This window comes from Kitasatospora sp. NPDC051164 (genome assembly GCF_044455625.1).
GTDB lineage: Bacteria > Actinomycetota > Actinomycetes > Streptomycetales > Streptomycetaceae > Kitasatospora.
In genome coordinates, this window is sequence record NZ_JBITFB010000001.1 from 289,761 (window position 1) to 316,055 (window position 26,295).

At 74.2% G+C, this 26,295-nt stretch carries 22 protein-coding genes; 7 read left to right on the forward strand and 15 right to left on the reverse strand.

Going from position 1 to position 26,295, the window contains the following annotated elements:
- Nucleotides 1-388: 388 nt before the first annotated feature.
- From ACIBEC_RS01240 to ACIBEC_RS01255, 4 genes are all read right to left on the reverse strand, one after another.
- Complete coding sequence (locus tag ACIBEC_RS01240; RefSeq protein ID WP_360490138.1) at nt 389-1,903, reverse strand: pyridoxal-dependent decarboxylase; 1,515 nt, start codon at nt 1,901-1,903, stop codon at nt 389-391.
- Nucleotides 1,900-3,378, reverse strand: a complete 1,479-nt coding sequence (locus tag ACIBEC_RS01245; protein WP_396287659.1) for a diaminobutyrate--2-oxoglutarate transaminase — start codon at nt 3,376-3,378, stop codon at nt 1,900-1,902. Before ACIBEC_RS01245 ends, ACIBEC_RS01240 begins: the two co-directional genes overlap by 4 nt.
- Nucleotides 3,379-3,582: 204 nt before the next feature.
- Nucleotides 3,583-4,308 carry a response regulator gene (locus ACIBEC_RS01250; protein ID WP_360490140.1) on the reverse strand — a complete coding sequence of 242 codons (726 nt, stop codon included), beginning with the start codon at nt 4,306-4,308 and terminating at the stop codon, nt 3,583-3,585.
- Nucleotides 4,305-6,248: a sensor histidine kinase gene (locus ACIBEC_RS01255; protein ID WP_360490142.1), complete on the reverse strand. Its 1,944-nt coding sequence runs from the start codon at nt 6,246-6,248 to the stop codon at nt 4,305-4,307. The genes ACIBEC_RS01250 and ACIBEC_RS01255 overlap by 4 nt, the downstream gene beginning before the upstream one ends.
- Nucleotides 6,249-6,422: 174 nt before the next feature.
- Here ACIBEC_RS01255 and ACIBEC_RS01260 point away from each other — a divergent pair, with 174 nt between their 5' ends.
- Nucleotides 6,423-7,832, forward strand: a complete 1,410-nt coding sequence (locus ACIBEC_RS01260) for a cation:dicarboxylate symporter family transporter (RefSeq protein ID WP_360490144.1) — start codon at nt 6,423-6,425, stop codon at nt 7,830-7,832.
- 112 nt (nt 7,833-7,944) lie between these two features.
- On the opposite strand, the gene ACIBEC_RS01265 is transcribed toward ACIBEC_RS01260, so the two are convergent.
- Together ACIBEC_RS01265 and ACIBEC_RS01270 are read right to left on the reverse strand one after the other, a co-directional pair.
- Complete coding sequence (locus ACIBEC_RS01265; RefSeq protein WP_360490146.1) at nt 7,945-8,922, reverse strand: hypothetical protein; 978 nt, start codon at nt 8,920-8,922, stop codon at nt 7,945-7,947.
- Nucleotides 8,923-8,966: 44 nt separating this feature from the next.
- On the reverse strand, nt 8,967-9,683 hold the full coding sequence (locus ACIBEC_RS01270; RefSeq protein WP_360490148.1) for an RNA polymerase sigma factor: 717 nt from the start codon (nt 9,681-9,683) through the stop codon (nt 8,967-8,969).
- 228 nt (nt 9,684-9,911) lie between these two features.
- Between ACIBEC_RS01270 and ACIBEC_RS01275 the strand changes: the two genes are divergently transcribed.
- Nucleotides 9,912-10,283 carry a hypothetical protein gene (locus tag ACIBEC_RS01275; protein WP_360490150.1) on the forward strand — a complete coding sequence of 124 codons (372 nt, stop codon included), beginning with the start codon at nt 9,912-9,914 and terminating at the stop codon, nt 10,281-10,283.
- 203 nt (nt 10,284-10,486) lie between these two features.
- Here ACIBEC_RS01275 and ACIBEC_RS01280 read toward each other — a convergent pair whose 3' ends face one another.
- The 7 genes from ACIBEC_RS01280 to ACIBEC_RS01310 form a co-directional block, all read right to left on the reverse strand.
- On the reverse strand, nt 10,487-11,089 hold the full coding sequence (locus ACIBEC_RS01280) for an ATP/GTP-binding protein (protein ID WP_360490152.1): 603 nt from the start codon (nt 11,087-11,089) through the stop codon (nt 10,487-10,489).
- Between the two features lie 91 nt (nt 11,090-11,180).
- The gene (locus ACIBEC_RS01285) at nt 11,181-11,528 is read right to left on the reverse strand and encodes a DUF742 domain-containing protein (protein ID WP_360490714.1); all 348 of its coding nucleotides are present in this window, start codon (nt 11,526-11,528) and stop codon (nt 11,181-11,183) included.
- A gap of 155 nt (nt 11,529-11,683) precedes the next feature.
- Nucleotides 11,684-12,094, reverse strand: a complete 411-nt coding sequence (locus tag ACIBEC_RS01290; RefSeq protein ID WP_360490154.1) for a roadblock/LC7 domain-containing protein — start codon at nt 12,092-12,094, stop codon at nt 11,684-11,686.
- Nucleotides 12,091-14,913 (reverse strand): nitrate- and nitrite sensing domain-containing protein, encoded by a 2,823-nt coding sequence (locus tag ACIBEC_RS01295; protein ID WP_360490156.1) that lies wholly within the window; start codon nt 14,911-14,913, stop codon nt 12,091-12,093. The genes ACIBEC_RS01290 and ACIBEC_RS01295 overlap by 4 nt, the downstream gene beginning before the upstream one ends.
- Nucleotides 14,914-15,043: 130 nt before the next feature.
- The gene (locus tag ACIBEC_RS01300) at nt 15,044-15,907 is read right to left on the reverse strand and encodes an MHYT domain-containing protein (protein ID WP_360490157.1); all 864 of its coding nucleotides are present in this window, start codon (nt 15,905-15,907) and stop codon (nt 15,044-15,046) included.
- Nucleotides 15,908-16,268: 361 nt separating this feature from the next.
- A complete protein-coding gene (locus ACIBEC_RS01305; RefSeq protein WP_360490159.1) occupies nt 16,269-17,630 on the reverse strand; it encodes a cytochrome P450 in 1,362 nt (453 codons plus the stop codon).
- A 153-nt stretch (nt 17,631-17,783) separates the two neighbouring features.
- Nucleotides 17,784-18,851, reverse strand: a complete 1,068-nt coding sequence (locus ACIBEC_RS01310) for an RNA ligase (ATP) (RefSeq protein WP_360490161.1) — start codon at nt 18,849-18,851, stop codon at nt 17,784-17,786.
- A gap of 451 nt (nt 18,852-19,302) precedes the next feature.
- On the opposite strand from ACIBEC_RS01310, the gene modA reads away from it, so the two are divergent.
- From modA to ACIBEC_RS01325, 3 genes are all read left to right on the forward strand, one after another.
- Nucleotides 19,303-20,157: a molybdate ABC transporter substrate-binding protein gene (gene modA / locus ACIBEC_RS01315; protein ID WP_360490163.1), complete on the forward strand. Its 855-nt coding sequence runs from the start codon at nt 19,303-19,305 to the stop codon at nt 20,155-20,157.
- Between the two features lie 98 nt (nt 20,158-20,255).
- On the forward strand, nt 20,256-21,062 hold the full coding sequence (locus ACIBEC_RS01320) for an ABC transporter permease (protein ID WP_360490717.1): 807 nt from the start codon (nt 20,256-20,258) through the stop codon (nt 21,060-21,062).
- 109 nt (nt 21,063-21,171) lie between these two features.
- Complete coding sequence (locus tag ACIBEC_RS01325) at nt 21,172-22,266, forward strand: ABC transporter ATP-binding protein (RefSeq protein ID WP_360490165.1); 1,095 nt, start codon at nt 21,172-21,174, stop codon at nt 22,264-22,266.
- A gap of 97 nt (nt 22,267-22,363) precedes the next feature.
- Here ACIBEC_RS01325 and ACIBEC_RS01330 read toward each other — a convergent pair whose 3' ends face one another.
- Nucleotides 22,364-23,044, reverse strand: a complete 681-nt coding sequence (locus tag ACIBEC_RS01330) for a response regulator transcription factor (RefSeq protein ID WP_360490167.1) — start codon at nt 23,042-23,044, stop codon at nt 22,364-22,366.
- 85 nt (nt 23,045-23,129) lie between these two features.
- Nucleotides 23,130-24,401 carry a histidine kinase gene (locus tag ACIBEC_RS01335; protein WP_360490169.1) on the reverse strand — a complete coding sequence of 424 codons (1,272 nt, stop codon included), beginning with the start codon at nt 24,399-24,401 and terminating at the stop codon, nt 23,130-23,132.
- 209 nt (nt 24,402-24,610) lie between these two features.
- Here ACIBEC_RS01335 and ACIBEC_RS01340 point away from each other — a divergent pair, with 209 nt between their 5' ends.
- Nucleotides 24,611-25,528, forward strand: coding sequence for an ABC transporter ATP-binding protein (locus tag ACIBEC_RS01340; protein ID WP_360490171.1), 918 nt, complete (start codon nt 24,611-24,613; stop codon nt 25,526-25,528).
- Nucleotides 25,525-26,271: a hypothetical protein gene (locus ACIBEC_RS01345; RefSeq protein ID WP_360490173.1), complete on the forward strand. Its 747-nt coding sequence runs from the start codon at nt 25,525-25,527 to the stop codon at nt 26,269-26,271. Before ACIBEC_RS01340 ends, ACIBEC_RS01345 begins: the two co-directional genes overlap by 4 nt.
- Nucleotides 26,272-26,295 lie beyond the last annotated feature (24 nt).

Consider the following 26,295-nt stretch of genomic DNA (forward strand, 5'->3'; position numbering starts at 1 on the left):
CGAGTGCCTGATCAGGCGGCCTACCCGGGGGTGCCGTGTGCGCATGGTGGGGCTGCGGCCACATGAAGTTACCGCCGCTCGTCGGGATCTCCGCAAGCCCTACCCGGGGGTTGGCGGAATGTGATCACCGGGCGGCCGGAAACAGCCTGTACACCCTCGCGAAGATATGTCCACGGACATTGTCGGGGCACGGTCCGATATCCCCGAACAGCCTCCCACGCCAGTGTCACTTCCTCCAACACCGCTCCGGAAAGAGGCTTCTGATTTGGAAACAGAAGAAAGGGCGCCACACGAACCGTGTGACGCCCGAGCCGCGATACGTGAACCACGACGCCCGAACCGCGACGCTTGAAGCACGACGCCTGGAGCACTGCGCCTGGAGGAGCCGCTACCCCGCCCGTTCGCCCGCCACCTTGCGACCCGCGCCCACCACCTCCCGCAGCAGCGTCCCGACCTCCCCGGCTGTCGTGTGCGGGTTGAGCAGCGTCAGCTTCAACCGCACTCGGCCCGGCCCCGCCCCCGGCAGTTCCGTGCGCCCGACCACCGCCCGCCCGCTGCGCAGCAACAGCCGCCGCAACCGGCCGTTCAGCTCGTCGAGTGCTTCCCCGTCCGTCACACCCTGCGGGCGGTAGCGGAAGAGGACGGCGGTGAGGACAGGGTCGGCGTGCAGTTCGAGGGAGGGGTCGGCGCGGATGGCGTCGGCGGCGACGTGGGCGAGGTCGTGGCAGGTGTCGACAAGGCGGCCGAGGCCCTCTCGCCCGAGGGTGCGCAGGGTGACGGCGAGTTTGAAGGCGTCGGCGCGGCGGGTGGTGCGCAGGGAGCGGCCGAGCAGGCTGGGGTAGCCGGCCTGTTCGTCGTCGACGGGGTTGAGGTATTCGGCGCGGCGGGCGAGTGAGACGTACGTTTCGGCGCGGCGGACCAGGAAGATCCCGGCGGCGGCCGGTTGCCAGCCGAGCTTGTGCCAGTCGAGGGAGACCGAGTCGGCGCGGGCGATGCCGTCGAGCAGCGGGGCGAGCCGGTCGGAGAGCAGCGCCCCGCCGCCGTACGCGGCGTCGACGTGCAGCCAGGCGCCGTACCGTCCGGCGAGGTCGGCGGCGGCGGCCAGCGGGTCGACGGCTCCGGTGTCGGTGGTGCCGGCGGTGGCGACGACGGCGATCGGGGTCCGTCCCGCCCAGCCGGCCTCGGCCAGCGCCCGCTCCAACTCATCTTCCCGCATCCGGAGTTGACGGTCGACGGGGACGGGTACGACGGCCCGTTCGCCGAGTCCGAGGAGTGCGGCGGCGCGCTGGACGGAGAAGTGCGCGGCTTCGGAGGCGAGGATGCACGGTCGGGCGCCCGCCGGGATCCCGTCCAGCTCCACGATGCCGTCGAGCTTCTGGTCGCGCGCGAGCATGAGCCCCATCAGGTTGGACTCGGTGCCGCCGGAGGTGAGGACCCCGGTGGAGCGCCGGGGGTCGTAGCCGACCAGCTCGGCGAGTTCCGCGAGCAGCGCGGTCTCGAGCGCCGTGGCGGCGGGGGCCTGGTCCCAGGAGTCCTGTGACGGGTTGAGGGCGCTCACGGCAAGGTCGGCCGCGGCGGCGACGGCGAGCGGCGGGCAGTGCAGGTGGGCGGCGCAGGCGGGGTCGGCGGGGTCGGCGGCGCCGTAGGCGAGAAGTTCGGTGAGGCGGGCGAGCGCGTCGCGGCCGCGGGCGGCGGCCAGGGCGTCGCCGACCAGCGCGGCGATCTCGGCGGGGCTGCCGGCCGGCAGTGGTCCGGAGCGCATGGCGGTGCCGGTGTCCAGGGCGTCGAGGACGGTGGCCAGCAGTGGCCCGAGCGCACCGGGCCCGGCCGCACCGCCGGACAGGGCGTCCGGCGCGACCTCGCCCCCCGGCAGCCCGACTGGTCCGGTTCCGGACCCGCTCACCGCTCGGCCTTCCACGCACCACGCGCCGACGGCGACGCCGCCCCAGCCCCAGCCCCAGCCCCAGCCCCAGCCCCAGGAGCCTCCGCCAAAGAAGAAGCCGCCGCGATCGCGTCCGCGAGCCGCTCCAGTACCGCCGCCACCTGCTCGTCCGTGATGGTGAGCGGCGGGAGCAGCCGCAGTACCGCGTCGTGGCGCCCGCCGAGTTCGACGATCAGCCCCCGCGCCAGGCACGCCTCCCGCACCCGGACGGCGAGCGCCGGGTCCGCCGGGTGGGCCCCGCAGGCGTCGGCCTCGGCCGTCGGGTCGACCAGTTCGACCCCCAGCATCAGCCCCCGCCCGCGCACGTCGCCGATCACCGGCAGTTCGCCCGCGAGTTCGCGCAGCCGGGCCGTCATCCGCTCGCCGACGACGGCCGCCCGTTCGGCCAGGCCGTGCGCCGCGACGTACCGCAGGGTCGCGGCTCCGGCGGCCATGGCGAGGGTGTTGCCGCGGAAGGTGCCGGTGTGGGCGCCGGGCCGCCAGCCGTCGTAGTCCTCTCGGTAGACGACGACGGCGAGCGGCAGGCTGCCGCCGATGGCCTTGGAGAGCACCATCGCGTCCGGGACGATTCCGCTGTGCTCGACCGCCCACATCGCGCCGGTCCGGCCGACGCCGGTCTGCACCTCGTCCACGATCAGCGGGATGCCGCGCTCGGTGGTGATCCGGCGCATCTCGCGCAGCCAGCCGTCGGGGGCGGGAACGACGCCGCCCTCGCCCTGGACGGCCTCCAGGATCATCGCGGCGGGCGGCACCACACCACCCGCCGGGTCGTCCAGCAGCCGCTCGACGTACGTCGCGCCGAGGTCGGCGCCCGCTTCGCCGCCGACCCCGAACGGGCAGCGGTAGCCGTACGGGTAAGGCAGCCGGACGACCTCGCCACCGCTCGGCAGCGGCTCCTTGACGGCGACGTTGCCGGTGAGCGCGAGGGCGCCGGCGGTCATGCCGTGGTACGCGCCGGTGAAGGCGAGCGCGCCGGGGCGGCCGGTGGCGGTCTGCATCAGCTTGAGCGCGGCCTCGACGGCGTCCGTCCCGGCCGGGCCGCAGAAGTGCACCCGGGCGCGGGTGGCGAACTCGGCGGGCAGGCTCTCGAACAGGGCGCTGGTGAAGTCGTCCTTCTCGGCGGTGGCGAGGTCGAGCAGGTGCAGCGGGGCGCCGCTGTCGAGGGTGCGGCGGATGGCTTCCAGCACCACCGGGTGGTTGTGGCCGAGGGCGAGCGTGCCGGCGCCGGAGAGGCAGTCCAGGTAGCGCCGCCCGTCGGCGCCCTCGACGGTCATGCCGTTGGCGCGGACCGGGACGATCGGGAAGGAGCGGGCGTACGTTCTGGCGGCGGATTCGCGGACGCGCTGACGGCGCAGGATGGCCTCACCGGGGGCCGGGGGCGGGGCCAGCGCCGGGGCTCCGGAGGCGGCCTGGGCAGGTACGGCAGCGAGCGACACGACAACCCCCAGAAGAAGTTAGGTAAGCCTAACTTTATCGCTCCTGACCTGGCGGAATGCCCGCGGGTCACCCAGAACCACCCGAGCGGGTGAACCTCCCCCGGTTCCGCCCCACGCCCTCCTCCGACTCCCCCTGCCGTTCTCAACGACCGCCGCACCGAAAGGTCACGCCCCACCCGGCCCGCCCGGCCTCGCGTCCTGCCCTCAGGGCTTCGCCTTCCACCGATAGCAGAGTTCCGGCCGCCCGACGTTGCCGTACTGCGGCTCCCGCACCGCCCGCCCGGTGTCCACCAGGTGCTCCAGGTAGCGCCGCGCGGTGATCCGCGAGACCCCGGCGGCGGCGCCCGCGGCCGCCGCCGACAGCCCGGTCGCGGCCTCCCGCAGCACCGAGGCGACGGTGTCCAGGGTGGGCGCGCTCAGCCCCTTCGGCAGGGTGCTGCGCTCGGGGGTGCGGAGCAGGGCGAACGCCTGGTCGACCTCGTCCTGGCCGGTGGCCTCGCCGGTGCGCCCCAGACTGTCGCGGTAGCGGGCGTAACGCTCCAGCCGGTCGTGCAGGGCGGCGGCACTGAACGGCTTCAGCAGGTACTGCACGACCCCGGCCGAGACCGCCTGCCGGACCATCGCGAGGTCGCGCGCCGAGGTCACCGCGATGACGTCGGTACTGTGGCCGGCGGCGCGCAGCGTACGGCACAGCTGCAGCCCGTGGCCGTCCGGCAGGTAGAGGTCGAGCAGGGTGAGGTCGACGGGAGTCCCGGCGGCGCGGGCCCGGTCCAGGAAGCGCAGCGCGTCCGCGCAGCTGTGGACGGTGCCGGCGGCGTGGAAACCGGGCTCGCGCTCGACGTACAGGGTGTGCGCGGCGGCCGCCACCGGGTCGTCCTCGACGACCAGGACGGAGATCCCCGGCGGCTCGGTTTCGTGGCGCGAGGTCATGCCCGAACCCCTTCCGGCTCGCGTCCTTGCCGCTCCCGCCCCTCCGGCTCACGCCCTCTCGGCCCTCCCGACCCCTGCGGCCCCCCCGACATCTCCGACTCCCCCGACTCCCCCGGGTCCCCCGGTCGGCCGGCCAGTGGCAGCCGGACCGTCAGCACCGCGCCGCGCTCGCGCCCGACCTCGACGGTGCCGCCGTTGCGCCGAGCGGCCTGGGCGACCAGCGCCAGCCCGAGGCCGTGCCCGCGGCCGTCCTGCTTGGTGCTCCAGCCGCGCCGGAACACGTCCTCGACGGCCGAGGGGTCGATGCCCGCGCCGGTGTCGGCGACCCGCAGCAGCAGGCAGTCGCCGTCCATGCCCTCGCCACCAGCGCTGTCCGAGGAGCCGCCGTCCTCCGAGGAGCCATCGCCGTCCGCGGGGCCACCGCCCGAGAACCCACCGCCGTCGACCCGCGCCGTGACGGTGACCTCCGGCGGGACGGGGCTCTGCGCGGCTCCGGCGATGGCGGCGTCCACGGCGTTGTCGATCAGGTTGCCGAGGACGGTGATCAGGTCCCGGGCGGATAGCCCGGGCGGGAGCACCCCGTCGTCGATCCTGCTGTCCTCGGTGAGAGTCAACTCCACGCCCCGCTCGGCGGCTTGGGCGGCCTTGCCGAGCAGCAGCGCAGCGAGCACCGGCTCGCTCACCGCGGCGACCACCCGGTCGGTGAGCTGCTGGGCGAGCTCGAGTTCGGCGGTGGCGAACTCCACCGCCTGTTCGTGGCGGCCGAGTTCGATCAGCGAGACGACCGCGTGCAACCGGTTGGCGGCCTCGTGCGCCTGGGCACCGAGCGCCTCGGTGAAGCCGCGGACGGAGTCCAACTCGCCGCTGAGCGCCTGCAGTTCGGTGTGGTCCCGGAGGGTGACCACCCGGCCGAGGCCGGTGCCGATGGTGGAGGTGTTGAGCACCACGACCCGCTCGGCGGTCAGGTGCACCTCGTCCCGGACCGGCTCTTCGCCCAGGACGGCCGCCACCAGCGCCTCCGGCAGGTCCAGTTCCGCCACCGGTCGCCCGTCCACGTCGCCTGCCAGGCCGAGCAGTTCGCGGGCGGCGTCGTTGCACAGTACGACCCGGTGCGAGCGGTCCAGCAGGACCAGTCCCTCGCGCACCGAGCGCAGCGTGGCCTGGTGGTACTCGTAGAGGTGGCTGAGCTCGTCCGGCCCCATGCCGTGAGTGTGCCGCCGCAGCCGGGAGTTGGCGAGATAGGTGCCGACTCCGCCGAGCGCGAGCGCGGCCACCGCCACCCCGACCAGGGCCATCAGCGGGCCGCTGAGCTGCGCGGAGATCGACTCGACGGTGCGGCCCGCGCTGACCAGCGCGATCACCCGGTGCCGGTCGTCCCATACCGGCGTGACCACCCGGACGGACGGGCCGAGCGTGCCGGTGTACGTCTCGCTGCGGGTCTGCCCGGCGAGCGCCCAGTCGATGTGCCCGAGGTAGCGCTTGCCGATCTGCTCGGGCAGCGGGTGGGTCCAGCGCACGCCGTCGGTGTCCATGACGGTGATAAAGGAGACCCCGGTGTCCGTCCGCACCTGCTCGACGTACGGCTGGAGCACCGTGGTCGGGTCCGGGCCGGTGACCGCGGCCCGGACGGACGGCGAGTCGGCGACGGCGTGGGCGACCGCGGTGACCTGGCGGCGGGCCGCGTCCTCGTTCCGGTCGGCGGTGAAGAGGTACGCGAGCACCGCACCGCCCGCGACCACGGCGGCGACGATCACCACCTGGACGACGAACAGCTGCCCGGCCAGGCTGCGGACCAGCCGACGGGGAAGGCGCCGGGGCAACCTGCGGGGCACACCCGACGGACGGGGCAACCTCGACGGACGGAGCAGGCGGGACGGACGGAGCAGGCGGAGCAGGGAGAGCCGTCGGCGCGGGGCGGTGGGGGCGGTGCGCTCGGACATGCCAGCCAGTGTGCACCACGGGCGGCTCGGCCGACCCAGCTGCACCGGTGCCGACCCTGCTGCACCGATCGTGAACTCTATGAACGCAAACGTGACCTCCGTCACGCCTCGGCCCATAGTTCGGAGCGGCCCACCACCCGGGGCCGCCAGGACTGCAGGGCGAAGGAGCCGCAGATGTCGATCGCTGGAGCCGCAACGGCGGGGGGACCCAGACACAAGGACCGGACCCACTACCTCTACCTCGCCGTGATCGCCGCGGTGATCGCGGGCGTGGTGGTCGGGCTGGCCGCCCCCGGCTTCGCCGTGGAGCTGAAGCCGGTCGGCACCGGGTTCGTCAATCTGATCAAGATGATGATCAGCCCGGTGATCTTCTGCACCATCGTGCTGGGCATCGGCTCGGTGACCAAGGCGGCGAAGGTCGGCAAGGTCGGCGGCCTGGCCCTCGGCTACTTCCTCGTCATGTCGACCGTCGCACTGGCCATCGGCCTGGTCGTCGGCAACCTGCTGGAGCCCGGCGGCGGCCTGCACCTGACCGCCGCGCTGGCCAAGTCCGGCCACGCCCAGGCGGCGGCCGGCGGAGCCCAGTCGACTGCCGACTTCCTGCTCGGGATGATCCCCGACACCATGTTCTCGGCCCTCACCCAGGGCAAGGTGCTGCAGACCCTGCTGGTCGCCCTGCTCACCGGCTTCGCCCTGCAGGCGATGGGCCCGGTCGGCGCCCCGGTGCTGCGCGGGATCGAGCACGTGCAGCGGCTGGTCTTCCGCGTCATGGCGATGATCATGTGGGTCGCGCCGATCGGCGCCTTCGGGGCGATGGCCGCCGTGGTCGGCGCCACCGGCACGGCCGCGCTGAAGAGCCTCGCGGTCATCATGATCGGCTTCTACCTGACCTGCGCGCTGTTCGTCGTCGTGGTGCTGGGCACGCTGCTGCGCCTGGTCGCCGGGGTCAATGTGTTCGCGCTGCTGAAGTACCTCGGCCGCGAGTTCCTGCTCATCCTCTCGACCTCCTCCTCCGAGAGCGCGCTGCCGCGCCTGATCGCCAAGATGGAGCACCTGGGCGTCAGCCGCCCGGTCGTCGGCATCACCGTGCCGACCGGCTACAGCTTCAACCTCGACGGCACCGCGATCTACCTCACCATGTCCTCGATCTTCATCTCCGAGGCCATGGACAAGCCGATGTCGATCGGCGAGCAGCTCTCGCTGCTGGTGTTCATGGTGATCGCGAGCAAGGGCGCGGCCGGGGTCACCGGCGCCGGCCTGGCCACCCTCGCGGGCGGGCTGCAGTCGCACAAGCCCGCGCTGGTGGACGGGGTCGGCCTGATCGTCGGCATCGACCGCTTCATGTCCGAGGCCCGCGCGCTCACCAACTTCGCGGGCAATGCCGTCGCCACCGTGCTGATCGGGCACTGGACCGGTGAGCTCGACACCGAGCGCGCCCACCGGGTGCTGGCCGGCGAGGTGCCGTTCGACGAGCTGACCCTGGTCGACGGCCACGACACCGACGGCCACGGCGAAGGCAGCCCGGCGCCGGAGGAGGAGCCCGAGACCGCCCCCGCCCGGGGCGCCGCGCCCGCCGCCGCCTGAGCGACCGCGCGTCCCCTTCACTCCCCCGGTCCGGCGCCTCCCCCCATCCCCCGGAAACGGCGCCGGGCCGGGGGCCCTTCCGTCCCCCGGCCCCGACGCCATGGGCCGCCCGTCACAGCTCCTGCGAGCCGCTGACCGCCCAGGCCACCCCACTGGCCGGATCCTCCAGCGCGACGTGCAGGTGGTGCAACCCGGCCGCTGGCTCGTGCCAGGTGAAGCAGCGCATCCGGGCCACCAGCGCGTTCACCTCACCCGGCACCGGCCCGTCCGCCCCGGCCATCGCCGCCAGCGCCCGCCACAGCCCCAGCCGCCCGTGCGCGCAGCCCTGCGCCCGTCCGACGGCGGCGGCCCGTACCAGCGCCGGGTAGGCGAGCGCGAACGGCAGGTACCCGCCGACCACCCGTCGGCCACGGGCCAGCAGCGCGGCCGCCAGCGGGGCCTGGCCGCGGACACAGACCACCTCCGCCCACGGCGCCAGCGCGCCCAGCTCGGCCAGCGCCCGGGTGACCCGCTGCCCGACCGGCCGGCCGTCGGCCCGCGCCACCGGCGCCGGCAGCTCCACCGTGCCCAGGCCCTCCCGGCTGGCCGGCAGGGTCAGCAGCGCGCTCCGCGCGCCTCCGCCGGGCAGGTACTCCCGCACCCGCGCCGGCTCCTCCCACCCCGCCGCCTCCCACGGCTCCAGCCGCAGCGGCACACCCTCCGGATCGGGCTCGGCCCCGTACGAGAGGTCCTCGCCGAGCAGCACCCGGGTGTGCGCGACCAGCCGGCGCACCGGGGCCGGGCCGAGCAGCGGCGCCAGCCGCAGCCAGGAGTGCCGGGTCGCGAGCACCTCCCACAGCGGGCCGGCGTCGTGGTCGGCCACCCCGGCGACCGTCCCCTCGCCGCCATCCCGGTCGAACAACCGGACGGCCAGCTCGGGCGGCGCCGCGTAGGCGATCAGATGGCCGAGCGGCGCGGTCAGGGCCGCCGCGGTCTCCTCCCCCGCTTCGACCACGGCGGCCGCCCGGCCCTGCCGGTAGGCGGCGAGCAGCTCGTGCCAGCGGCCGTCCTCGGCCAGGGCACGCAAGCGGCGGTCCTCGTACGTGATCACGATTTGAGCGTACGGGCCGGGGCGGCGCATCAGCTGACTTGCCGTCAGCTCGGTGCGTCGGGCCGCCGCACGGCGGGCGGCGGACGACCGCAGTCCGCACCCCGCTCGCCCTCCCGCTCGCCCTCCCGCCCACGCTCCCGTTCGCCCTCCCGCCCACGCTCCCGTTCGCGCTCCCGTTCGCGCTCCCGTTCGAGGACGGCGCGCAGCCGCCCGTGGGCCCGGCGGCGGGTGACGGCCAGGGTGCTGCGGTGCAGCCCGAGCAGTTCAGCGGCCTCGTCGACGCTGTAGCCGTCGAGGTCGACCAGCGCCACCGCGCGGGCCTGCTTGGCGGTCAGGAAGCCCAGCAGCCGGACCACCTCCCAGCGCGCCTGCAGCTCGGCCATCCCACCCGCCCGGGGATCGGGCATCGCGCGGCCCCGCCCGGCCCGTTCGCCCGCCTCCCGCACCTCGGACATCGGGACCCTCCGGCGCTCCCGGCGCCACTGGTCGCGCAGGATGTTCACCATCGCGGTGAACGCGTAGGCGTACGGCTGCGGATGGCCGAGGAAGCGCTCCGGCCGGCGGGCGATCCGCAGGTAGACGTCGTGGACGACGTCCCCGGCGGCGAGCGGACTTCCGGTGAGCGAGGCGGCCGCCTGCTGGAGGCGGGGCAGCAGATCGGTGAACAGCCGGTTGAAATCGGCCGGTTGACCGCCGCTCTCACACGGGCCGAAACCCTTTTCCGGCCCGCCACCCACTCGTCGACCGCCGCAATCCGCCATGCCGCTCTCCCCGGGAATCGGCACCCCGAACGCCCGATCGGGCCTGGTCGCAGCCCAATCGGAACCGTTGTGACACAGGTCACATCATAGTTTGTCGTCTCACTTTCCGCAGTCATTCGTATGCAATACGTCACCGGCCGTACGGGGAGCGGGAATTCGTCCCCGCCCACGCATCCGGACGGCCGGGGCGCTCCACCCATTGAGAACCGTCCAGCAAGGAGAAGCACCATGCGAGGCTGCATCGCCAGGAAGATCGCCACGTTCGGGATGGCCGCCGCGGCCACCCTCGGCGTGCTCGGGACCACCACCCTGCCGGCGGCGGCGGCGCCCGCCCCGGACCAGAGCATCACCCCCGGGTCCATCGCGGCGTCGAACACCGTCGCCGCCGCGCCCTACCACTGCGTCATCACCGCGAACTACGGCTGGCGCTGGGAGGGCTACTGCAACATCTACTCCGGCTGGCTGCGCACCATCACCTACTGTGCCAACGGCACGCACACCACCGGCCTGTGGATCGGCGCGCGGCCGGAGGCCTGGGACGTCTGGGGCAACTGCCCGGGCTCCGCCTGGACGAAGATCGTCTTCCAGTGGCACAGCTGAACGTGCCCCGGCGGCCTGGCGACCCCGGCGCGGACGGCGGCCGACGGTCGGCGGGGTGAGGGGCGACAGGTAACAGGTACCAACTGACAGCTGACAGATTTCGAAATCTGTCAGCTGTCAGTTGTCGGCTGAACTCTGTCAGCTGAACGCTGTTATCTGAAAGCTGTCATCTGACCGCCGACGGCCGTCACACCGACACCACCTCACCCGAACCCCGCCGGCGCGGCGTCCGCGAGCAGCCGGGCGGCGCGCACCCGGCCGGCGTGCTCGACCAGGTTGATCAGCACCTCCTTCCCCGACGACCGGTGGCGCGCGTCGCAGAGCAGCACGGGCGTGCCGGTGTCCAGGTCCAGCGCGCGGGCGACCTCGTCCGGGCCGAACTCCCCGGCCCCGGCGAACCGGTTGACCGCGACCACGAACGGGATGCCCCGGTGCTCGAAGAAGTCGACGGCCGGGAAGCAGTCCGTCAGGCGGCGGGTGTCGGCGAGCACCACGGCACCCAGCGCGCCCTGGGCCAACTCGTCCCAGAGGAACCAGAAGCGGTCCTGCCCCGGAGTGCCGAAGAGGTAGACCGCCAGGCCCTCCCGGATGGTGATCCGCCCGAAGTCCATCGCCACCGTCGTGGTGCTCTTGCGCTCCACACCGTCGAGGTCGTCCACCCCGCGCCCGACCTCGGTCAGCCGCTCCTCGGTGCGCAGCGGGCGGATCTCGCTGACCGCGCCGACCAGCGTCGTCTTGCCGACCCCGAAGCCCCCCGCCACCAGGATCTTGAGCGCGAGCACGGTGCCGTCGGGGTCCTCCGCCACCGACGCTCCGGAAGACCCGGAAGCCCCGGACGGGTCGGACGGGTCGGACGAGTGAGACCAGCGGGACGGATCGGACGGAGCGGATCGGTGGTCAGAGCGCGCGGAGTCCATGGATGACCTCCTGGAGGATGCGCTCGTCGGGGAGCAGGGCGGGCGGGACGGGGCGGTTGACCCGGATGAGTCCGGCCGCCAGCAGGTCGCCGAGCAGCACCCGTACGACGCCCACCGGCAGGTCGAGGTCGGCGGCGAGCTCGGCCACGGACAGCGGGGTGCCCCGGCACAGCGCGTGGATGCGCGCCTGTTCGGGACCGACCGGCGGCTCGGGCGTGTCCGGGACGAGCGCCGGGTCGGGCAGGACGCTGAGGACGACGGCGATCAGGTCGAGCTGTTGCCCGCCGGCCCCGGTGCGCCCCCGCGTCATGGCGTACGGGCGGACCAGCGGGCCGGCCTCCTCGTCGTACCAGCGGGCCCGGTGGGCGGCGGCGAGCGGGTTGCGGGGGTGTCGCCCGGCCTCGGCCGGCGGGTGTTCCGGATGTCGCTCGGCGGACCACCCCTCGCGGGACGGCCGCTCGGCGGACGGGCGGGGCACCGGGCTCACCAGCCGTCCACCGCGCGCGCCGGGGTGCTCAGGTGCTCCCCGACCCGGCGGACCAGTCTGGCCATCTCGTAGGCGATCAGACCGAGGTCGGCCCGGGCGGTGGCGAACACGGCCAGGCAGGTGCCCTCCCCGGCGGCCGCGACCAACAGGTAGCCGCCCTCCAACTCGACCATGGTCTGCCGGACTTCGCCCGCGCCGAAGTGGCGTCCGGCGCCCTTGGCCAGGCTGTGGAAGCCGGATGCGATGGCGGCCAGGTGCTCGCCGTCCTCGCGCGGCAGGCCGGCCGAGGCGCCCGTGGCCAGTCCGTCGGCGGAGAGCATCACGGCGAAGCGGACCTCGGGGGCGCGCCGGACCAGCTCGTCGAGGAGCCAGTTCAGTTTTCCTGCGCGGTGGGTGGTGCCGATCACGGGCGCTCTCCTTCGGGTCGGGGCGGGAACAGGGGACCGCGCGGGCCCTGCGGCGGTGGGAGGTCGGCGGGCTGCTGAGCGGTGGGTCGGCCGGCGGGCCGGTCCGCGAGACGGTCGTACCGTCCGCCCTCGGGGCGCAGGCCGCGCGCCCACCCTTCCTGGAAGGCCGCCATCGCCGCACGCGCCGCCTCGGGGCTGCGGCCCTCATGACCGCCACCCTCGTGGGCGCGACGTTCGGGGCCCGTCCCCGGCGCCGTGGGCGGTCCGGCGGTGGCGGCGGTCATACGGCGGGGGCGGGGGCCCGGTCCGGCCGGGGCCTCGCGCAGCTGCGGAACGAGGCTCGCCTGACGGATCCGACGCGGCAACTCCTGGCGCCCTGCATCGAGTTGACGATCGGCGGGCACTTGATCCGGCTGCGGATCCGACTCCGACTCCAGGCCCCTTCGGTACGGCTGCGGCGGCCCGGACTGCGGACGGACGGCGGCACCCGGGCCTCCGTCCGCAGCCGGGCCGACCACCCGGGCACTCGAGGCCCGGATGGGGGTGCGGCGCACCGGCCCGGGGTCGCTCCCCCGGACGCCGAACGGCGGCAGTGCCCCACCCTCCGGCGGTGGCCCACCCACCGCCGGAAGTCCCTCACTCCCCGCATCGCGCAGGCTGTCCCCGCCCGTCGGGCCGAACTCCCGCTCGACCCAACCCGGGTACGCGCGCCCGACCGGGACCGGCGCGGCAGGATCGACCGGTGCGACGCCCGACTCCGGCACCGGATCGTACGGTTGATGCAGCCCGTCCGCCGCCCCGTCGGTCAGCAGCGCGGTGGGCAGCAGGACCACCGCGGTGGTGCCGCCGTACGCGGAGGTCACCAGCGAGACCTTGACGTCCTGCCGCCGGGCGAGCCGGCTGACCACGAACAGGCCGAGCCGGTCGCTGTCGAAGAGGTCGGTCTGCTCGGCCGTGGCGATCCGGCGGTTGGCGGCGACCAGGGCCTCCGGGCCCATGCCGAGGCCGCGGTCCTCGATCTCCAACGCGTAGCCGGTGCCGACCTGTTCGCCCCGGATGTGCACCCGGGTGCGCGGCGGGGAGAAGCCGGTGGCGTTCTCGACCAGCTCGGCGACCAGGTGGGTGAGGTCCGCGACGGCGTGCCCGGCGACGGCGGCGCGCGGCAGCGGGTGCACCTCGACCCGGGCGTACTCCTCGACCTCCGAGACGGCCGCGCGCACCACGTCCACCAGCGGGACGGGCCTGCGCCAGGCCCGGCCGGGGGCGGCGCCGGAGAGGATGATCAGGCCCTCGGCGTGGCGGCGCATGCGGGTGGTGAGGTGGTCGAGCCGGAACAGGTCGGCCAGCTCGGACGGGTCCTCGGTGCGGCGCTCCATCGCGTCCAGCAGGGTGAGTTGGCGGTGCACCAGGACCTGGCTGCGCCGCGCGAGGTTGACGAACACCCCGGATACCCCGGACAACACCTCGGCCCGCTCGACCGCCGACGCGACGGCCGCCCGCAGGACGGTGCCGAGCGCCCGGTGCACCTGGCCGATCTCGTCACCCCCGCCCACCGGCCCCGGCGCCTCGGCCTCGATGTCCACCTCCTCGCCCGCCCTCAACTTCCGGATGGTGGCGGGCAGTTTGCGACCGGCCAGCTCAAGTGCCGTATTGCGCAGGCCGATCAGGTCGGTCACCAGTCCGCGCCCGATCTGCACCGAGATCACCAGCGAGGCGACCACGCCGACCAGACCGAGCAGAACGGCCATCCCGGCTGGGGTGAACAGGCCCAGGGCGTAAGGATTCTGGCGCTCGGAGGCAACCCGTCCGGCCTGGTCCTCGATGGCGCGCAGGCCGCTCACGACATTCCCGGCGACCATCGCCCACCGGTCCGCCGGCACCGCGGCGACGACCGTCCGACCGTCGGCGGCGGCACGGACCCTCTCCTCGTACCCGACCAGCTCGCGATGATCCTGGCCGCCGGTGACGGCGAGCAGCGCCGCCCGGTCGGCGGAGCGCAGGTCGGCGGCGGAGCTCCGCTCGAACTCCCGCCGGGCGAAGGCCGTGCCGGAGAACTCGCGCAGCTGGTCGTCGCCGAGCGCGCCGGTGAGCTGGGCGACTCGCAGCAGCGCGTCCTCGCGGGCCAGCAGTTCGCGGGAGCGGGCCAGCTCCAGCAGCGCCCTCGTGTCGGCGGCGGCCGGATGGTCCTGCAGCAGGGTGACGGCGCCGGCCGCGGCAAGCGCCCGGTCCACCGCCTCGCCGTACGCGGCATACACCTCGGGCCAGCCGACGCTCCTGGCCAGCACGCGCCCGCGCAGCTCGGGCAGGGCCGCGAGGGCGGCGCCGAGGGCGTCCAGGCGGGCGGCGGCGTCACCACCGAGGCCCTGGGCGTCGGCGCGGTTGTAGCCCTGGTCGGGGTGCCGGGGATCGGGGTACAGCGGGGTGATCGCGCGGTCGGTGGTGGCCGAGGCCTCGCGCAGGGCGCTCTCCCGGGCCTCGGTGGGGGCGGTCGCCGGGGCGGCCAGCAGCTGACCGGCTGCGGCGCGTTCGGCCTGCAGCCCGACGATGGTCCCGGCGACGGGGGTGAGCACGGTGCGCTGGGCGTCGCGCTGGCGCAGCAGGTCCCAGACGCCCTGGGCGGTGGTGACGGTGGCGAACCCCCACAGGGCGATGATCGAGACGACCGGGACCATCAGCAGGGCGATGATCCGGGCCCGGACGGTCCGGGGGCGCAGCCCGTGCAGCCCGTGCAGCCATGCGCCGGGCCGCGGTGGACGGGCGGGCGGCCCGGCATGGGCACCCCGACGGGCACCGGGGGCGGTACCGCGGTCTTCTCGCATGGGTGAGGAGCCTTTCGGGCGGGGCGGGGCGGAGACGGAGCGGAGGCGGAGGCGGAGTGGTCGGGAGCCGCACGAGGCCTGACGCGCCCGGGCACGCAGTGTCCAGGTGGCCGCGCTCAGGTTGCCGCGCTCAGGCGGCGCGGTCGTGGTGCTCCGCGTCGTGGCGCTCGGCTCCGGGGAGACCGGGCTCGGGCGGTTCGGGCGCGGGGTGCGCGGCAGTGGCGGGGTACTCCTCGATGGCCAGCTCGCCCGCCTCCCGGTAGCCGGCCCGCTCCTGGGCGGTCGGCGAGAGCGCGACGAAGGCCGAGGCGAGGAAGAGGAACGAGCCGAGGCCGACGGCCAGCGGGAAGACGAACTCCATCGCGCCGGCCCCGCCGAGGCCGCCCCGGCCCGGCTCCAACCGGACGTGCACGGCGGCCATGCCGGTGTAGTGCATGCAGCTGACGGCGAGGCCCATGGCCAGCGCGGCGGCCCCGGCCGCGTAGACGTTGCGGATGGTCACGGCGGCCCAGAGCGCGGCCGTGGCGGCGCCGACCGCGACCAGTACGGACAGCGCGACCGTCCCGGCGTCGTAGCTCAGACCGCCGTGCATCCGTACGGCGGCCATGCCCAGGTAGTGCATCGCGGCGACGCCGAGGCCGGCGGTGACACCGCCCGCCAGTAGGGAGAGGCCGCGGTGCGCGCCGCAGCAGACCACGGTCAGACCGAGGCCGGTGACCAGCACCGCGACCACGAGGCTGAGGACGGTCAGCGGGACGTTGTAGCGCAGCTCGGTGCCGTCGACGGCGAACCCGAACATGGCGACGAAGTGCATGGTCCAGATGCCGGAGCCGATCGCGGCGGCGGCCGTGACCAGCCAGTTCCGCCGGGCGGCACCGCTCGCGGCCAGACCGCGCAGCGTGCAGCGCAGCCCGAGGGCGGCACCGGCGCAGGCCATCAGATACGAGAGGGCGGGGGTCAGCCAGCCGAGACTGAGGGGGTTGAGGGTGCCCATGGGACCTCCGGTCGACCGGTCGGGCCCGGGGCGGTACGCGGTGCGCCCGGGCTCCCCGGGCCGGGCGGACTCCATGCGATCGGCGGCGAGGCGCTGTCAGATCCGTGGGGACCCGGTCTCGTCATATGCCATTCGCATGTGCGGTTTCGGCCTGGGGTGCGTGGGACGCTATCGAGGGGCCGGAAACCGCCACCCGAAGATCTGAAAAGCTGCCCGCGAGCGACGGGCGGTGTGTTCGAATGACCCGGTCGTATGCCCGGACGGCAGGCGGCAAACAACAAACAGCGGACGGATAACAGAGTTTGACATCTGTCATCTGTCCGCTGAAAGTTGACCGCCGACCGCCGACCGCCGAACCAGCTCAGCCCGCGGCCGCCACCCGGATCCGCATCGGGCTCGCCGCCCGCAGCGTGATCCCCTGGGCGAGCGCGACCCGCCGGTCCACCGCCTCCACCTCGAAGTCCCGCAGCAGCACCGCCAGGCTCAGCACCGACTCCAGCATCGAGAAGTGCTGCCCGATGCACGCCCGCGGCCCACCGCCGAACGGGAACCAGGCGTAGCGGTGCCGGGCCTTCTCCTCCTCCGGCAGGAAGCGGTCCGGGTCGAAGCGCTCCGGGTCCGCCCAGTGGTCGGGGTGCCGGTGGGTGACCAGCGGCGCGACGACGACCTGGGCCCCCGCCGGGATGACGTACCCGTCGATGACGGTCTCGTCGACCGCCCTCCGGCCGACCAGCGACGCCGCCGGGTAGAGCCGCATCGCCTCCTTCAGCACCCGGGTGATGTAGGGCAGTGCCTCCAGGTCCGCCGCCTTCGGCGCCCGCCCGGCCAGGACGGTCCGCGCCTCCTCCTGGGCGAGCTTCCGGTGCTCCGGATGCTTGGCCAGCAGGTGCAGCGCAAAGGCCAGCGAGGTGGCCGTGGTCTCGTGCCCGGCGATCAGGAACACCAGGACCTGGTCGCGGAGTTCGTCCGGGTCCAGCCGTTCCCCGTCCTCGCCGCGCGCCCGCCCCAGCAGCGTGAGCAGGTCGTCCGCGTCCTCGTTGTCCCCGCGCGCGGCGCGCTCCGCGATGATCCGGTCACAGACCTCGTACAGCGCCCGCTGGGCGCCGAGGCCGCGCCGGTTGCCCGGGGTCGGCCAGGTGCGCGGGACCCGGACCGGGGCGAAACCGCGCTCCTTGACGTACTCGCCGAGCAGCGGGAAGTTGTGGTGGACCACCTCGACCGCTTCCTCCACGTCCGCGCCGAAGAGGATCCGTGCGACCGCCCGCATCGCGAACCGCGACATCTCCTCCGCCGCGTCCACCACCCCGTCCGGCACCGCGCGCCAGCGCTCGGTGAGCGACTGCGCCTCCCGCGCGATCACGTCCGCGTAGCCGTCCACCCGGCGGTGGGTGAACAGCGGCTGGATCAGTCGGCGCTGACGCTGGTAGCCCTCGTCCTGGCTGGTCAGCAGGCCATTGCCGACGCTGGTCCGCAGCTCGTCGTAGAAGGCGCTCTCCTTGCGGAAGTTGGCCGCCTCCCCGCCCAGCACCTTCTGGACCCCGTCCGGGGAGAACACCGCGTAGAACTCGACCCGCAGTCCGGGCGGGCCGGCCTGCAGCCGCACCACGTCGCCGTGGTCGCGGCGGGCCGCGAGGTAGGTGCGCAGCGGCCGACGGGTGAGGTCGAACAGCGACCCGACCAGCGGATTGCCGACCGGTCCGGGTATGACGGTTTCGGTGGCCATGGGTGACTCCTTCTGCACAGGGATGCGCACCGACAACTCTACTGACGGGTAGTCAATGCCGGAAGGATCGTGCAACCAGTGCCGCCAGGACAGCCGGCGCGGCCAGCGCGGCGACGGGACAGCCAAGGCAGCCGGTCCCGTCGGCCTCTCGGCCTACTCGTACTCGGTGCCGCCCTTGCGCGTCAGGTAGGCGTCGCTGACCACCTTGGCGATCGCCCGCCCGCCGAGCTTCATGCTCCAGCGCTCGGTCACCGGCCGCACCACCACGCCCTCGCGCAGGTGGAGTTCACGCCCGGAGCAGGTCTCCCTGCCGTGGGCGTGCGCCAGCACGGTCTCCGGGTCGAACGGCCCGCGCCACAGCTCGGGCACCAACGGCAGCTCACCGTCCAGCAGTTCGGGCGCGGACAGCCAGGTCAGCCGCCCGTCCACCACGGCCGACACGTCGAACGCCGCGTACCCGGGCCGCCCGGCGCGCGCGGAGACCCCGTAGGCCAGGTCCTGCACGCCCTCGCCGAAGACCTCGCCGAAGATACCGACCCGCTCGGCGCCGAGCCGCTCCGCCAGCCGGGCCGCCACCGCCGGGATGTCGTACGCGCGCACCGCCCGCCAGTAGAGGTTGCGCTCGTCCTCGGCCAGCGCCAGCCCCTTCGCACCGATCCCCTTGGACGACACCTGCACCTCGCCGGTCTCGGCGGTGTACGTGACCAGGCAGCAGCTGCCGTGCAGCTTCTCGGTCAGCACCACCGGCTCGCCGGGCTCGAAGACGTCGGGGTAGCGCTTGAGGTTCTCGATGTCCACCCAGGGCAGCAGGTCCGGAGCGCTGACCACGTCGCCGCTCATCGAGGTCGGCACCGGCGGCTGCCACTTGACCACGCCGAGCAGCTCGGCGAAGTCCGCGCCCTGCTCGGCCGCGGCCGCCAGGTCGGTGTCGGCGAGCACGGCGGGCCGGCAGACGATGCCCTGGGACAGCTCACCGCGCAGCCGTACCGCCCTCACCCGGTTTGCCCGGGAGCCGGCCAGCTTGCCGGTCAGGCCGAGCTCCGCGATCAACTCCTCGGGGAGGACGGACTGTTCGGGGATGTAGACGGCATGGTCTCCGGTCCGGTACGCGCCCCTCGCGACCACCGCCCGGTAGAGGCCGACCTGTGCGAGCTCCAGAGCATCGGCGTTCGGGTGCTCCAGGATGGTCAGCTTCTCGGCGGTGACGCGCAGCGTGGACATGGACGGACTCCTCCCCTTGGTCCGACCGTGGCGGCGCGCTTCCGCGGCCGTGGTGGCTCGCACGCGCAGCTCGGTCGTGTGTACGGACGGCGACCACTCTGACCGCTCGACCGCCTTGGCGCGACGCATTTTCCGCACGCCCCGACCTCACCCCACGCCGCCCCACGCCCCCGACATCACCGCGCCGCCCCGCCGCCCACGCCCCGCGCCATCCCGCCAACCACCCTGTCGACCACCGCCAACCACCCTGTGGACCACCCCGTCTGCCACCCCCCACCGCGCCCGTTTGAGCCATCCCACAGCAGGCCCGCGCCCCCCACCCGTCCCCGCCTGTGCGAAGCAACAGAGGATTTATCGCTCGCATTTGCGGCACTATGATCGCTGTAATGGCCGCAGCTGCGGCCAGTCCCTCGCGCCCCCTTCCGGCGCGCACCCCGGAGGGGAATCACCGATGAGCACCCGTACGACCGGCACCACCCGCAGACTCGCCGTCGCCGCCGCAGCGGCCCTCGCCCTCAGCCTCGGGGTCACCGCCTGCGGCAGCGACGGCGGCAAGTCCTCCGGCTCCGCGGCGTCGACCGCCTCCTCCTCCGGGTCCTCCGCCGCCGCGGGTGGCGGTGTGCCGAAGGCCGGCGGCGCCATCACCGTCTTCGCCGCCGCCTCGCTCAAGGAGAGCTTCACCGAGCTGGGCAAGAAGTTCGAGGCAGCCAACCCCGGCAGCAAGGTCACCTTCAACTTCGGCGGCAGCTCCAGCCTCGCGACCAGCATCAACTCCGGTGCCCCGGCGGACGTGTTCGCCGCCGCCAGCCCGGCCACCATGAAGACCGTGACCGACGCGGGCGGCGCGAGCGGCCAGCCGGCGACCTTCGTCAAGAACACGCTCACCATCGCCGTCCCCAAGGGCAACCCCAAGCACATCGCGGGCCTCAAGAACCTCACCGGCTCCGGTGTGAAGGTCGCGCTGTGCGCAAAGGAGGTGCCCTGCGGCGCCGCCGCGCAGACCGCGCTCAAGGCCGCCGGCGTCGACCTCACCCCGGTCACCCTGGAGCAGGACGTCAAGGGCGCGCTCACCAAGGTCGAACTGGGCGAGGTCGACGCCTCGCTGGTGTACAAGACCGATGTGCAGGCCGATGCTGCGAAGATCGACGGTGTGGACTTCCCCGAGGCCGACAAGGCCGTGAACGACTACCCGATCGCCACGCTCGCCAAGGCGCCGAACAAGGACGGCGCCGCCGCCTTCGTCGCGTACATCCAGTCGCCCGAGGCCAAGCAGGTGCTGACCGCGGCGGGCTTCCAGGCGCCGTGAGCGACCGCACCACCGGCCCCGGGAAGCAGCGCGCGAGCCGCGACCCCCAGGACCGCCGGGACCGGACCGCCGGCGACGCGGCAGGACCCGCGCAGGTCCTGCCGCGCCGCCGGCGCCGGTCGCGCACGCACCGCGTCCCGGTCACCCTGCTGCTCCCGGCGCTGCTCGGGCTGGCGTTCCTGATCCTCCCGCTGGTCGGCCTGCTGGTCCGGGCGCCGTGGAGCGCCCTGTCCGAGCAGCTCACCAGCCCCGCCGTCTGGGACGCGCTGCGCCTGTCGCTGATCAGCGCGACGGCGGCGACCGCCGTGTCGCTGGTCCTCGGGGTCCCGCTGGCCTGGCTGCTCGCCCGCACCAAGCTGCCGGGCCGACGGGTGATCCGGGCGCTGGTCACCCTGCCGCTGGTACTGCCTCCGGTGGTCGGCGGTGTGGCGCTGCTGCTGGTGCTCGGGCGGCGCGGCATCGTCGGCTCCTGGCTGGACTCGGCCTTCGGTGTCACGCTGCCGTTCACCACCACCGGGGTCGTGATCGCCGAGGCGTTCGTGGCGATGCCGTTCCTGGTGATCAGCGTCGAGGGCGCACTGCGGGCCGCCGACCCCCGTTACGAGGAGGCCGCCGCGACCCTGGGCGCCTCCCGGCTGACCGCGTTCCGGCGGGTCACCCTGCCGATGATCGCACCGGGGATCGCCGCCGGGGCCGTGCTGGCCTGGGCCCGGGCGCTCGGCGAGTTCGGCGCGACGATCACCTTCGCGGGCAACTTCCCGGGACGCACCCAGACCATGCCGCTGGCCGTCTACCTGGCCATGGAGTCCGACCCACAGGCCGCGATCGCGTTGTCATTGGTACTGCTGGTGGTCTCCGTCGCCGTCCTGGTCGGCCTGCGTGACCGCTGGCTGTCGACCCCGTGACACCGCCCGCACCCGCCCGCGCCTCCTCGGACGCCCCCGTGAACGCCCGGACACCGACCCGAGACACCCGAGACGCCCGAAACGCCCGAGACGCCTGGACGCCGACCCGATGAGCACCTCGAACCCCGCACACACCGAACGCCTCCCGAGCGCCGCCCTCGACGCCCGGCTGCGGGTCGACCGCGCCGCGTTCACCCTCGACCTCGCCCTCACCGCCGCCCCCGGCGAGGTGATCGCGCTGCTCGGCCCGAACGGCGCCGGCAAGTCCACCGCGCTGCGCGCCCTCGCCGGCCTGCTCCCGCTCTCCGGTGGCCACCTGCGCCTGGACGGCGACACCCTGGAGGACCCGGCCGGGCGCGTGCACACCCCCGCCGAGGAGCGGCCGGTCGGCGTGGTGTTCCAGGACTACCTGCTCTTCCCGCACCTCAGCGCGCTCGACAACATCGCGTTCGGCCCGCGCTGCCAGGGCCGCCCCAAGCGGGCCGCCCGGGCCGAGGCCGCTGCCTGGCTGGAGCGGATGGGCCTGGCCGACCACGCCTCGGTCCGCCCCGGCCGGCTCTCCGGCGGTCAGGCGCAGCGGGTGGCGCTGGCCCGGGCGCTCGCCGTCCGCCCCCGACTGCTCCTGCTGGACGAGCCGCTGGCCGCCCTGGACGCCCGCACCCGCCTCGACGTACGGTCTCAACTTCGGCGCCACCTGGCCGAGTTCGACGCGGTGGCGGTGCTGGTGACACACGACCCGCTGGACGCGATGGTGCTGGCCGACCGGCTGGTGGTGATCGAGCACGGGCACGAGGTGCAGTCCGGCAGCCCGGCCGAGGTGGCCCGGCGGCCGCGCACCGACTACATCGCCCGCCTGGTCGGGCTGAACCTGTACCAGGGCCGGGCCGAGGGGACGCATGTCACGCTCCCGGACGGCACCGTCCTGGCCACCGCCGAGGAACTGGACGGCCCGGCGTTCGTCGCCTTCCCGCCGTCCGCGGTGACCCTCTACCGGGAGCGGCCGCGGTCCAGCGCGCGCAACCTGTGGCAGGTCGAGGTCACCGGCCTGGACCTGCACGGCGACCGGGTCCGCGCGGACCTGGCCGGCGACCTGCCGATGGCCGCCGACCTCACCCCGGCTGCCGTCGCGGAGCTGGACCTGGCGCCGGGGGTCACGGTCTGGGCCTCGGTCAAGGCCACCCAGACCCACGCCTACCCGGCCTGAGCCACCACCCGCCGCCCGCCACCCCCTGCCGGGGCCTACGGAGGCCACGGGGCCCCGAAGACCATGGGGGCTACGGGTGCTACGGGGGCTACGGGGACTACTCCGACGGCTCGACGAACCCCGACTCGTACGCGGCGATCACCGCCTGGGTGCGGTCGCGCGCACCCAGCTTCGCCAGCACGCTGCTGACGTGCGTCTTCACCGTCTGCACACCGAGGAACAGCTGCTCGGCGATCTCCCCGTTGCTGAGGCCCCGGGCGACCAGCCGCAGCACCTCCGCCTCCCGCTCGGTCAGCGCTGCCCGCTCCATGGCGGCGCGGGCGGTCGGGTTGCCGTGCCCGGCGGCCAGGCGGCGGATCGCGGCCGGGAACAGCAGCGACTCACCCGCCGCCGCCAGCCGCACCGCGTGGGCGATCTCGGCCGCGCGGGAGCGCTTGAGGAGGAAGCCGTCGGCGCCCGCACGCAGCGCCTGGTAGACGTAGTCGTCGTTCTCGAAGGTGGTCACGACCAGAATCCGCGGCGGCCGCTCCCCCGGGGCGACGGGGCGCAGCAGCTCACGGGTGGCCGCCAGTCCGTCCATCACGGGCATCCGGACATCCATCAGCACGACGTGCGGGCGCAGTTCACGCGCCAGGGCGACCGCCTCCGCGCCGTCGGCCGCCTCACCGACGACCCGCAGGTCGCCCTGCGCCTCCAGGACGGCCCGCATGCCGGCCCGGACCAGCTCCTCGTCGTCGGCGAGCAGGATGTCCGTCGTCCCCGTAGCGCCCCCGGCCATCCCCCGCGCACCCCCGGTCATCCCGCGCACATCTCCGGCCATCCCCGCGCACCCCCGCTCGGGCTGTCCGCCACAAGATCGTTCGTCACGAGCCCAAGCGTAGGGGCAGCCGGACGGTCAGCACCCACTCCCCGCTCCCGTCCTCCGCCGCCCCAGCCGTCGACTCCCCGCCGAGCAGCGTGGCGCGCTCGCGGATGCCGCGCAGGCCCTTGCCGCCCTTGCGCGCCCCGCCTGCCGCCGTCCGCACCCCGCCCACCGAGGGCCTCGCCCCGCCGCCGGGCAGCCGGCTGGCGCAGCGCAGCTCCAACTGCCCGGCCCGTACGGCGATCCGGACGTCGACCGGTTCGCCGGGCGCGTACTTGAGCGCATTGGTGACCCCTTCCTGGACGATCCGGTACGACTCGCGGGAGAGCACCCCGGGCAGCGCGCCCACTGGCACGTCGATCCGCGCCTCGACCGGGCTGCCGGCCGCGCGGGCGGTGTCGAAGAGTGCGGGCAGCTGGTCGATGCCGGGCTGTTCGGTGGCCACGCCGTTCGCCCCGGCCGGGGTTTCGCGCAGCAGGACGAGGGTGCGTTCGAGGTCCTCCATGGCCTGGCGCCCGGTCTCCTCGATGACTTCGAGCGCCCTGGCGACGAAGGCCGGGTCCCCGACCTCGCGCGCCGCGCCGGCCTGAAGGACCGTCACCGTCAGTGCGTGGCCGATCGAATCGTGCAGTTCGCGCGCCAACCGGTTGCGTTCCAGCAGTCGTTCGGCCCGCAGCTCCGCCTCCGCCAGCCGCTCCGCCGGGGACGGGCCCAGCAGTCTTACCGCCAGGGCGAGTTGGAGTCGGCCTGCGTACACCAGGAACCAGCCGAAGCCGAGCACCAGCAGCGGGAGGAGCGGGAGGTACCGGAGCGCGTCCGGGCCGGTCAGCCGACCGTAGGCCGCGGCCAGGCCGAGGGCCATCGCGAACCCGACCACCGAACCGAGCGCGACCCGCCCGACCAGCCAGCCGGCCGTCCGCCGCCGGTCGGCCCAGCTGCGGGAGGGGTCGATGGCGATGTCCTCCTCGCGGTCGGGCACCAGCAGCAGCCGGGCCTGCACCCCCTCGGCGCGCCGCGCCGCCGGCACGAGGGCGACCACCACCAGCAGCACGGTGTCCGACGTGACACTCGCCATCAGGATCTCGCCGAGGCCCTTGTGGTACGTCCCCGGATAGATCATCAGCACGACGCCCGCGAAGATCCACCCGACCAGCAGGTGCACCAGCCGCGCGTACGTGGCGCCGGCCAGCAGCGGCGCGAGAAACCTGGGTACGGCCGTCATGGACACACCGTTCCCGGGCGCGCGGGCCTTGAGCGCTGCGATCTTGGGCATCCGGCCATCCTGTCAGGTCAACCATGCCGCCGGGCTCCCGCACCGGTCGCCCGTGATCTCCCTCCGAGGAGGGAGGCGGATCCCCGCCCCGGCGGGATCCGCCGCACCCGCCCCCTCCGGTCGAATGGAACCACCGCCGGGGATCGCCGACGGACACCACCGCCGGACACGACCGGCGCAGACCGCAGCCCGAGGAGGGGAAGGCGACCGTGATCGAGGTCCAGGGCCTGACCAAGGAGTACGACGGCCGACGCGTCGTCGACGAGCTGACCTTCGAGGTCCGACCCGGCGTGGTGACCGGCTTCCTCGGCCCGAACGGCGCCGGCAAGAGCACCACCATGCGCCTGGTCCTCGGCCTCGACCGCCCCACCGCCGGCCGCGCCCTGATCGACGGCCGCCCGTACACCGAACTCGCCGACCCGCTGCGCCGGGTGGGCGCGCTGCTGGACGCCCAGGCCCTGCACGGCGGGCGGACCGCCCGGGGCCACCTGCGCTGGCTCGCCGCGAGCAACGGGCTGCCGGAGCGCCGGGTCGGCGAGGTGCTCGCCCAGGTCGGCCTGGCGGACGCGGCCGGGCGCCGGATCCGGAGCTTCTCGCTCGGCATGCGCCAGCGCCTCGGCGTGGCCGCCGCACTGCTCGGCGACCCGCCGGTCCTGATGCTGGACGAGCCGGTCAACGGCCTCGACCCCGAAGGCATCCGCTGGATCCGCACCCTGCTGCGCGACCTGGCCGCCGAGGGCCGGGCGGTACTGGTCTCCTCCCACCTGATGACCGAAATGGCCCTCACCGCCGACCACTTGGTGGTGATCGGCCGCGGCCGGCTGCTCGCCGACGCCGCGACCTCCGACTTCATCGACCGCCACGGACGCACCCGGATCCGGGTGCGGGCCGTCGACCCGACCAAGCTGGCCGCCCTGCTCGGCGGCACCGGCCATGACCTCGACGCCACCGAAGTCGACGGCGGCGCCTGGGAGGTGAGCGGCGCCGAGCCCGAGCGGATCGCCGCGCTCGCCGCGGCCGACGGCGTGGTGCTGTACGAGATCGCCGTCCAACAGGACTCACTGGAGGAGGCGTTCATGCGGATGACCGCGGACAGCGTCGAGTACCGGGCGGAGGCCGCCCTATGAGGTCGGCCGCCTTCGGCGCCTTCCGCGCCGAACGGGTCAAGCTCTCCACCCTCCGCTCACTCTGGGTCACCCCGCTGCTCGCCCTCATGCTCACCGCCGGGGTCACCACTGCCGTCGGCGCGGCCCTCGGCGGCAGGGACCGCAACATCACCGACGACCCGAGCATCGGCGTCTTCTACGGGCTCAACTTCGGTCAGGCGGCGCTGGCTTGCTTCGGCATCCTGCTGATCGGCCAGGAGTTCAACACCCGGATGATCGACGTTTCGCTCACCGCCGTGCCCCGACGCGGCCGACTGTACGGCGCCAAGCTGGCGCTGGGCGGGCTGGTCGGCCTGGTCGTCGGCGCCGCCGGGACGGCGGGCGCGTTCGCGGGGTACGCGGCCATCGTCCCCGGCGCCTGGGACGGCCCGCCCCTCGTCCGCAGCGCCGTCGCCGGCGTGCTCTACCAGGCGCTACTGGTGGTGTTCTGCCTCGGAGTGACCACCGCGCTCGGCAACCTCACCGCCGCCATGGGGCTGCTGGTCCCGACCGTCTTCCTGCTCTCGCCGCTGCTCAGCGGCGTGCCCGGGATCCGCCGGGTGGTCCGGTTCCTGCCCGACCGGGCCGGCCAGTACGCGCTGCGGTACGTCGACGACCCGCAGGTCGGGTACGGCCACTGGACCGGACTGCTGATCATGGCGCTCTGGACGGCCCTGGCGGCGTACGGCGGCCTGCGGGCGATGCGCCGTAGCCCCACCAAGTAACCCCGGATGAACGGGAGATGGGAG

Coding starts and splice junctions, on each gene's coding strand:
- ACIBEC_RS01250 (WP_360490140.1), bottom strand. CDS start 4,308: ATGACCTCGCGCCACGAAACCGAGCCGCCGGGGATCTCCGTCCTGGTC.
- ACIBEC_RS01255 (WP_360490142.1), bottom strand. CDS start 6,248: ATGTCCGAGCGCACCGCCCCCACCGCCCCGCGCCGACGGCTCTCCCTG.
- ACIBEC_RS01260 (WP_360490144.1), top strand. CDS start 6,423: ATGTCGATCGCTGGAGCCGCAACGGCGGGGGGACCCAGACACAAGGAC.
- ACIBEC_RS01270 (WP_360490148.1), bottom strand. CDS start 9,683: ATGGCGGATTGCGGCGGTCGACGAGTGGGTGGCGGGCCGGAAAAGGGT.
- ACIBEC_RS01275 (WP_360490150.1), top strand. CDS start 9,912: ATGCGAGGCTGCATCGCCAGGAAGATCGCCACGTTCGGGATGGCCGCC.
- ACIBEC_RS01295 (WP_360490156.1), bottom strand. CDS start 14,913: ATGCGAGAAGACCGCGGTACCGCCCCCGGTGCCCGTCGGGGTGCCCAT.
- ACIBEC_RS01300 (WP_360490157.1), bottom strand. CDS start 15,907: ATGGGCACCCTCAACCCCCTCAGTCTCGGCTGGCTGACCCCCGCCCTC.
- ACIBEC_RS01305 (WP_360490159.1), bottom strand. CDS start 17,630: ATGGCCACCGAAACCGTCATACCCGGACCGGTCGGCAATCCGCTGGTC.
- ACIBEC_RS01310 (WP_360490161.1), bottom strand. CDS start 18,851: ATGTCCACGCTGCGCGTCACCGCCGAGAAGCTGACCATCCTGGAGCAC.
- modA (WP_360490163.1), top strand. CDS start 19,303: ATGAGCACCCGTACGACCGGCACCACCCGCAGACTCGCCGTCGCCGCC.
- ACIBEC_RS01325 (WP_360490165.1), top strand. CDS start 21,172: ATGAGCACCTCGAACCCCGCACACACCGAACGCCTCCCGAGCGCCGCC.
- ACIBEC_RS01330 (WP_360490167.1), bottom strand. CDS start 23,044: ATGGCCGGGGGCGCTACGGGGACGACGGACATCCTGCTCGCCGACGAC.
- ACIBEC_RS01335 (WP_360490169.1), bottom strand. CDS start 24,401: ATGCCCAAGATCGCAGCGCTCAAGGCCCGCGCGCCCGGGAACGGTGTG.
- ACIBEC_RS01345 (WP_360490173.1), top strand. CDS start 25,525: ATGAGGTCGGCCGCCTTCGGCGCCTTCCGCGCCGAACGGGTCAAGCTC.